The following is a 6,082-nucleotide window of genomic DNA, read 5'->3' as shown; positions in this document are numbered from 1 at the left end:
CACGCTTTGTGCTACCGCACTTCGCTCGCAATGACGGATTTTTTGTCATTTTGAGCTTTCGCAAGAAAGCGATCCAGCGGGTTAAGAGCCAAGCGTTGTAAAAAATCTCTTTTTTGAATTTTGAGATATTTCACAACGCTTAGTATGAGGGCAAGTGGCTATGTCTTTGCCTTTGTGGATTTTACTTCGTGCTACGCGTATGCTAACACATTTTTGCTACGTAAAAACCGCTACGCCCCAGCCATCACGCTTTGTGTTACCGTGCTTGCAATGACGAAATTTTGAACTTTTGCTTTGAATTTTTGCTTTCGCTGTGTGAATTTTAGATTTTACTTTCTGTTTACTCGTCTTGTAACTGTAAGCAAAAACACTTTGTTTTTTGCACTAAACATTTCTTGTTGGCACTTTCAAGGCTGTCGCCTTGAATTTGAATATTTTGCCACAAAATTCAGCCCTTGAAACTCTACAAAGTCTTTGCAAAACAAAATTTTGGCAAAAACAATATTTCAAATTAGTTTGCAATTTAAGCATTTTGTTTGAATTTTAGACGAATTCACAAGGGTAAAAACGCACTTTGTGTATAGTAGATACTTAGCACACGCTCAGTATGACAAATTCAGGCAAAGCCTAAATTTTAGTGGATTTTACTTCGTGCTACGCGTCTGCTAACACATTTTTGCTACGCAAAAACCGCTACGCCCCAGCCATCACGCTTTGTGCTACCGCACTTCGCTCGCAATGACGGATTTTTTGTCATTTTGAGCTTTCGCAAGAAAGCGATCCAGCGGGTTAAGAGCCAAGCGTTGTAAAAAATCTCTTTTTTGAATTTTGAGATATTTCACAACGCTTCATATGACAAAATTTAGGGTTTTGCTTTGAAATTTATGGAATTTATGGATTGCCACGACTTGCTGTCACAAGTCTCGCAATGACGGCACACCCTCACAGTGTGGGTTGCAAGAGTAGCGAAGTAAAACCCACACCGCACGGCATAGGCTTTTGAGGATTTACTTTCCGCACAAGGCGGATGACAAGGCATAGCCGAAGCAAAAAACCTCTCTTGGCATATGGCAGGTTGCAAGACGCGTAGCACGAAGCAAAAGCCACTACGCATAGGATAGGTTGCAGCATAGCCGAAGCAAACCCCCCCCCCCTCTCCGCACAGGGCGGATTACAAGCCTTGCGAAGTAAGCCCTCCGCACTAAAGGGGGCTTAAAATAGGGCAAATTCCACTTTCTCAAGGAAGCTTTTGGTGCGAAACGCATATTGCATAATGCAGATAGCTGAATTTCATAATAAAGCGTGATTTTATAGATGTTTTACAATGCTTAATATTACAAAAGATTTTTAGCTTTTGCTTAGATTTGTGGATTACTTCGGCGTTTTCACGGCTCATAATAACGCTGTGTCCGTTTGAAAAGTTTTCAACCCTTGTATAAAAAATGCACCATTTGTCCTAGTGCGATTGAGCTGTCATTTGGGGGGAAATTTAAAGATACTTTATATTTAAAGCCTCTTTTGTTTAGGATTTTAAGCAAGGTTTTGTTTTGAAAAACCCCTCCGCAAAGTGCCACTTCCTTTTTGCCATTTTGAAGCTCGTCCTTTTGAGTGTAGCTTATGATGCAGCTAGCCAAGGCATTTAAAAAGCCCGTGCAAACGTGGCGAGCGTCATCTTTAAAGGCTTGTTTAAAGGCATTTTTCACGCAAATTTCACTGCCTTTAAGCTCAAATTCATAGCTATAAGCTAGCTTTTCATCGAAATGCTTTTCCATCAAAAGCCCTATTTGAGCCTCATAATCAAGCCTTTCTTTGCCAAAAATCACAGCTCCAAAGGCATCGATTATGCGTCCTAATGAGCTTGTATAAAGTTTGCTGTGTGCGTGAATTTTAGCAAGGTTTTTAAGCCTCACAGACTCAATTTTATATAAAAAATCCCTTGCCTCGTCTTCTAAATTTAACTGCCAAATTAAACTTAAAGCAAGATTTTTTATATTTTTTATGTCAGCATTTATGAGTTTAAACTCGCTAAAATGCCCCACTCTTTTATAGCTTGATAAATTTGCCCTTAAAATCTCCCCACCCCAAATATGCCCATCATCCCCATAACCCGTGCCATCAAAGACAAAGCCAAGTGTTTCGCTGTAAATTTTATGCTCAAAAAGCGTGGCACAAAGGTGAGCGTAGTGATGCTGCACCTTTGTACTAGGCTTAAAAGCCTTTGTGTAGGCAAACTGAGGATGCTTATCGGCTATGATCTCTTTAAATTCACAGTCATAGCTTTTTTTAAAAAATTCAAGCAAATCATTAAAACGGTTTGTGGTATCAAGGCTTTTTAAATCGCCTATGTAAGGCGAGATAATGAGCTTTTTATCCTTTGCAATTACAAATTGATTTTTTAACTCAGCTCCTAAGGCAAGGGCATTTGCTTTTTTAAAATGCTCATCAAGCCCAGTATAAACAGGGCTAATGCCCCTTGAGGTTCGCAAAAACATTGTTTCACCGTCTATGATTTGGGCTATGCTATCATCGCTTGGATTTTGTATCTCTCTGTCATAGCTTAAAACTGCGTCAAAGACCCCGTCTAGCTTTGAAAACAAATCCTCTTCTTTGTAAATAATGCTTTCTCCGCTTAAATTCGCACTTGTGGCTATGATAGGGTTTTTAAAATACTCAAAAAGCAAGAGCTGAAAGGGGGTGTAGGCTAGCATAATGCCTATTTTGTCGGTGTCAAAGGCTATTTGTCCTAGCTCGTTTTTTGCCTTTAAAAGCACTATGGGCTTGATGTTTGAGCTTAAAAGCACAGTTTCTTTTTCATTTATGTGTGCTAGGGTTTTTGCTTGATTTAAATCCTTACAAAGCACAGCCAAGGGCTTGGCGGGGCGGTGCTTGCGAAGTCTTAACTCTGAAATAGCCTCTTGATTTAAGGCATCGCAGCACAAATGAAAGCCCCCAACCCCCTTGATAGCAAGGATTTTGCCCTCTTTTAATAGCATAGCTGCTTGCTTGAACGCCTCTTCATTTGTGGCTAGTTCTTTGAATTTAAGGCTATTTTTTGCAAGGCTTGAAGTTAAATTTGTCGAGTTTTCAACATTAGCAAGGCTTGAATTTTCTTTAATCTTGCTAGCTTTAATTTCAAGTTCTTGTAAATTTTCAAAACCATTAAGGCTTGAATTTATTTTACCTTCGCCCTTATTTAGCCCTTGCAAATTTTCAAAATTATCTAATTTTGAAAAATCAACTACCATTAAACTGACCTTAATCGCACAGCTAGGACAAGATATGGGCTGGGCGTGAAAGCGGCGGTTTAAGGGGTCTTCATACTCGCTTTTGCAAAATTCGCACATCTTAAATTCACTCATAGTGGTGTTTTTTCTATCATAAGGAAGTGCTTTGATGATGGAAAATCTCACCCCGCAGTGAGTGCAAGTGATGAAGGGGTAGTGAAAGCGAGGATTTGTAGGCTCATAAAATTCCTTTTCACACTCAGCACAAAAAGAAAAATCGCTTAACATAGGGCTTGTTTTTAAATTTACGCGAGAGAAACTTATCTTAAAGTCCTCGTAAGCCTCGCACTTAATTTGTGAAATGTTTAAACTATCTATCCTAGCTAGACTTGGCAAATTCGCTTTAAGCTCGCTCACAAAGGCATCGCATTCATTTTGAGTGCATCTTAGCACGATGACAACGCCCTTTGTGTCATTATACACCTCGCCTAAGAGGCTTTTTTGAGTGGCTAGCTTAAAGACAAAGGGGCGAAAGCCAACCCCTTGCACAAGCCCTGAAATTTCAATCTTAAATCCAAAGCGGCACATCGCTTACCTTGCAGTCTTTTAGGTGTTTGAGCGTGTTTTTTGTAAGTGCCTTGCTCTCAAAAAGCGAGCCGCTAATGATGGCGATTTCAACGAGCTTTTTTTCCCTTAATTCGTCATAAAAATCCCTTAAAAAAAAGGATAGGCTCTCAACAGCCCCATAAGCGATATTTTCAGCCTCAACGCCTGCTAGCATAAAGCTCATAGCTGAGCGAAGTGTCCTTGTGTAGTCAAATTCCTTGCTGTTTTCCTTGTAGCGATAATCTATCTTCACCCCCCTTGGAATCTTGGTCGCATCGCTTAGCTCTAAGACCCTAAGTGCCGCTGTTTGCACGGTTTTGCCAAGTCCCAAAGTAAGCCCCACAAGTCCTAAAAGTGAGAAAAAATTGTTTTTAAGCTCAAATTCACCGCTTAAAAGCTGAAAATTCAGCTTAAAATTATCAAAAAGCCTCTTTCCCACCTCATCAGCACAAATATCAGCATAAATTTGCCCTGCACTGCGTGGTAGGCTTAAATTTAGCATATTTCTTTCCTTGTCTATTAGCAAAATATCATCATAGCTTTGAGATAGCTCCAAAAGCAAGGCGGATTTTTCAAAACGGCTTAAAATATAAGAAATTCTAGCCATATTTTTATCATCCTTGCTTAAAATAAGCTCTCTTGCCCTTTTGTTGATAAAAGATAGCCCACGAAGCACTACCAGCCTTTTCTCACACTCATAAAGCTCAAACTCATCCCCTGAATTTTCACGCTTTGTAAAGGCTAAAAAATTCTCTCCCCTTTCAAAAAGCCTTGCTCCAAGGGCAAAAAAGAAGAGATTGTGAGGGAGTTTGACCTTGAATTCGTTGATTTTTAAGCCTCTGTTTTGACGAAAAATAGCCGAAAAGCGAAGTTTTATAAGGGGCTTTTCAAGACTTGCTAATAATTTAAGATTATCATTAGAGCAAACAAAGGCTGTTTTTAAAGCCTTTATCTCGGTAGCCATTAAGAATTTTTCTTGTGAATTTGGGGGCAAAATGCTGTTTTGCCTTGAATTTTCTTTTGTGTTGTTTTTTGTAGTGTCGCTTTGTGGGGCTGAATTTTCTTGTGTCATTTCCTTTGAGGCTAAATTTGCTTCAAGCTGTATTGTTTTAAGCTCCTTTGTTTGCCTTGCTAATGCTTGGCTTGAATTTGTTTGCATATCACTTTGTGAGGATGAATTTTGCTGTGTGTCGTTTTGCGGAGATGAATTTTCTTGTGTGCCACTTTGTGGGGCTGAATTTGCTTGTATCCTTGCCTCTTGACTTGAATTTTCTTGCAAGTTTAAAAAATCTTTTTGCATACTTAAAAGCCCTACTTCGCAAATTCCTAGCTCATTTTTGATTAAAAAGCTTCGCCCATTATTAAGTAAATCAAGGCTTTGATTAAGCAAGGCATTGAAATTATCCATATTTATAGGGCTAAAACTAAGCCCATTATCAAAAGAAAGGCTCTCACAAACAAACTCTCCCCACTCGTTTTCTATTAAAACCCCTTTTTCTTGGTATGCTTTTACATTTAAATGTGTTAGAAAATCCTTTTTGTCAAAGCTTTTTTGAGCCTCTTCTTGTCTTAACTCCTCATTTTCAAGCACTTCTACATTAAAATGACGAACAAAGCTTGAATTTGGCAAGGCTTCAAGGCTATCACAAAATGCCTTTATCTCCTCTTCACCCCCTTTTACCACCAAGCTTAAACGGTTTTGATCCTTTTGGGTAGCAAAGATTAACTTCCTAGCATAAAATTTCAACAAATACTCGAAAAAATCATTATCGCTGGTATAAATAAAGTCAAATTTCAAGACCATCTCAGCCCTCCAAGCTAAATTTATCTCGTAAATATAGCATTTTTGCCATAAAAAGTAAAATTAAGAAAGATAATTTAGGCACATTTTGCAAAAATTTTAAGTTTTTATAGCATTTTTGGGAGTTTAAATTTAAACTAAGTTTGAAGTTAAGTGGCTAAAAATTCAAAGAGCTTTGAATTTAAAAACAGCAAGGTGCTTGAAAAATTCAAGCTTTAAATCAAAAAATGATTTCAAATTTAAAACAGTTATTTTAAAAATAAGCTTTTGTGAGTTTAAATTAAGCTTGAATTTAAAAAGCTTACGTGAATTTTAAAAACTTAAATTCAAACAAATTCAAAATAATCTTGTTTGACAAAGGAACATAAATTTAAACCACCATTTTCAAAAAAACAAGCTTGTGTGAATTTAAAAACTTGAATTTAAAAAGATTTCTGTGAATTTAATAAGC

The 6,082-nt window shown here is 37.8% G+C and carries 4 protein-coding genes; 1 reads left to right on the top strand and 3 read right to left on the bottom strand.

What is annotated here, in order from left to right:
* Positions 1 to 144: 144 nt before the first annotated feature.
* A complete protein-coding gene (locus DMC01_RS13315) occupies positions 145 to 285 on the top strand; it encodes a hypothetical protein (protein WP_185908732.1) in 141 nt (46 codons plus the stop codon).
* A gap of 577 nt (positions 286 to 862) precedes the next feature.
* On the opposite strand, the gene DMC01_RS05350 is transcribed toward DMC01_RS13315, so the two are convergent.
* From DMC01_RS05350 to DMC01_RS05340, 3 genes are all read right to left on the bottom strand, one after another.
* Complete coding sequence (locus DMC01_RS05350; RefSeq protein WP_142693246.1) at positions 863 to 1,114, bottom strand: hypothetical protein; 252 nt, start codon at positions 1,112 to 1,114, stop codon at positions 863 to 865.
* 310 nt (positions 1,115 to 1,424) lie between these two features.
* Positions 1,425 to 3,812, bottom strand: coding sequence for a carbamoyltransferase HypF (locus tag DMC01_RS05345; protein ID WP_142693245.1), 2,388 nt, complete (start codon positions 3,810 to 3,812; stop codon positions 1,425 to 1,427).
* Positions 3,793 to 5,634, bottom strand: a complete 1,842-nt coding sequence (locus tag DMC01_RS05340) for a hypothetical protein (RefSeq protein WP_142693244.1) — start codon at positions 5,632 to 5,634, stop codon at positions 3,793 to 3,795. The genes DMC01_RS05345 and DMC01_RS05340 overlap by 20 nt, the downstream gene beginning before the upstream one ends.
* Positions 5,635 to 6,082 lie beyond the last annotated feature (448 nt).

It is taken from the genome of Campylobacter troglodytis (assembly GCF_006864425.1).
In the GTDB taxonomy this organism is placed as follows: Bacteria; Campylobacterota; Campylobacteria; order Campylobacterales; family Campylobacteraceae; genus Campylobacter_D; species Campylobacter_D troglodytis.
This window is presented reverse-complemented; position numbering and strand designations above follow the sequence as displayed.